3 protein-coding genes are annotated in these 1,980 nt (G+C 66.8%); all 3 read right to left on the bottom strand.

Annotation, left to right across the window (positions count from 1 at the left end; all coding sequences use genetic code 11):
- Nucleotides 1–277: 277 nt before the first annotated feature.
- Nucleotides 278–553, bottom strand: a complete 276-nt coding sequence (locus A5625_RS07380) for a hypothetical protein (RefSeq protein WP_066990916.1) — start codon at nt 551–553, stop codon at nt 278–280.
- A complete protein-coding gene (locus A5625_RS07375; protein ID WP_066990913.1) occupies nt 550–939 on the bottom strand; it encodes a hypothetical protein in 390 nt (129 codons plus the stop codon). Before A5625_RS07375 ends, A5625_RS07380 begins: the two co-directional genes overlap by 4 nt.
- A gap of 265 nt (nt 940–1,204) precedes the next feature.
- Nucleotides 1,205–1,980, bottom strand: a 776-nt coding sequence (locus A5625_RS07370) for a DUF1906 domain-containing protein (protein ID WP_232003516.1), incomplete at its 5' end; no start/stop codon positions are given.

Below are 1,980 nucleotides of genomic sequence, written 5' to 3'. Positions count from 1 at the left end.
CCGGCGCCGCCCGGGCAACTGCCGTGTGACCGGTCGGGTATGTGCGGGTCGGCCCAAGGCGGCGGCGGGTCGGCTTGCGCCGGCGCGGCCGCGCTGATGAGCGCCACGGCGGCCAGTGTCGCGACCGCGACATAACGTCCAACGCGATCGCGCTTTAGACCGTGGCGTCGGCGAATGTGCCGGGCGAACGCTATGCGCGCCAGTCCGAAATCGAACGGTAGGTAATCGTGCACCGGCCAGTTCCATTCGCACCAGTGGCAGACGAAGCGATGGCCGCTCACGATGAGCACGCCGGGCACGAAGGTGATTTCGGTTGCCAGTGGTAACCCCCGCTGGGTCCGTCGCCGCCGGGCGTCACGGCCGACCCGCCAAGCGGCGGGTTGTTCCCGGTGCCGTACGGGAGCCACGGTTGCGGCGCGAGGCAGTCGTAATCGACGTTGTAGTTCTGCCCTAGGAACTGGCACGCCGGGCCGGCGTGCGCCGAGCTGGCGGCCATGACGGCGGCCGCGCCGAGCACGCCGGCGGCGCCAACGGTTGCGAGTAGTCGTTTCATGATTGGGTTCCTTTCCTGATGGGTTTGGTTGGGAGCGGCGTCGTCGGCCACCTGTTCATCACGTGCCCGGGCCGCTCGGCCGGCTGTTGCGCCGGCGCCGGCCGAAGGGGCGACGTCTTGTCTGTTGCGAACACCGCGCCGGCGATGCCTTGCCGGTATTCGTAGTCGGCCCGGGCGGCGATGGCCGCGCGCCGGCGCACGGCGTCGTTGACCAATAGCGCGCAGACGACGACGAGCACGGGCACCGCGAACCACGGGTGCGCGACTGTCACGCCGACGACTGTCAGGAAAGCCGGCACGCCGAACACGGCGGCCGCGAACGGGTGCCGCTCGGCCCAGTTGTCGCGCTTGGATTCGAAGCCGCAGCGCGGGCAGTGGTAGCGCATCGCCTTTCCCCTTCGACGTGACTTTATGGCGCGGGCTGGGTCGCTGGTGAAATTTTCACCAACCCTCCCGGTTTTTGCAGGTCGCTGTGGGTCGTTCACCACCAAGTTGCAGGGTATTTCCGCAGGTCAGCGGTAATACTCCACGGGTTCGAGTCCCCTTAGCTCCACCCTTGGGATCCCGCTCCGACCATCGGTCTGGGCGGGTTTCTTGTTTGTGGGCGCGGCCAGGCGGTGGCCGAAGCCCGCCGCATCCACCGCACCGGGCTCAGGGATGCAGGTTCCACTGACCGCAATCCTCGGCAAGAACGTCATTGACGTCGACTTCGAGTCCGCCAACTACCGGGCCGGGATTCGACGCGGTACTTACCACTCGTTGGTAGAGAACCGCGGCTGGATCGACCTGACCGTGGGACCAGGACCGGGTCTGCCACGCCCACCGGTGGCCGGGAGTGCGCGAACTTCCGATGACGCCGTCGGCGGCGGCCCATCGGCACACATCGATACCGCCGTAAACGCCCGTGCGCTGCACCCCCAGTACCGAATTGATTCCGCGAAACCACTTGAGCGCCAAATTGTTCCAGGTGTCGTGGTTTATGTCCTCGTCGACGCTGAAGAAGATCGGGGCACTCTGGCCGCCACCCGCCGCGGTATGCAGCTGCCAGGCGGTGCGCGCATCGGCAACGCCGCCGTCGAACCCGCGCCTGAAGTCCGATGGTGCTGTCCCGCCCGGCTTGCCGTATTGATAATTGCTGACGATCATCAGCCCGGCAGCGGTCAGTTGCTCGGCGTAAGACCGGGTGATCGGCTTGGCGCCCATAGACGAGCCGGGACGCGACAGCGATACGTAGTTGATGACCCCGGCGTAGCCGGCAGCTCGAATGTGCTCTGCCGGAATTTGGCGCATGGCGAAGTCGATCAATTTGGGGGTGGCCGCAGCCGTCGTAGGGATGGCAGCCGCCGTAGGGACGGCGGCAGTCGCCGATGCCGCAAACACCGCAGAGATAGCGATGGCGTTACGCAATACTTCGCGCCGGGGAAGAG

The organism is Mycobacterium sp. 1465703.0 (genome assembly GCF_001672975.1).
Taxonomy (GTDB): Bacteria; Actinomycetota; Actinomycetes; order Mycobacteriales; family Mycobacteriaceae; genus Mycobacterium.
Note: the sequence above shows the minus strand (reverse complement) of the source record. Positions and strands in the feature narration are given on the sequence as shown.

Coding starts and splice junctions, on each gene's coding strand:
- A5625_RS07380 (WP_066990916.1), bottom strand. CDS start 553: ATGAAACGACTACTCGCAACCGTTGGCGCCGCCGGCGTGCTCGGCGCG.
- A5625_RS07375 (WP_066990913.1), bottom strand. CDS start 939: ATGCGCTACCACTGCCCGCGCTGCGGCTTCGAATCCAAGCGCGACAAC.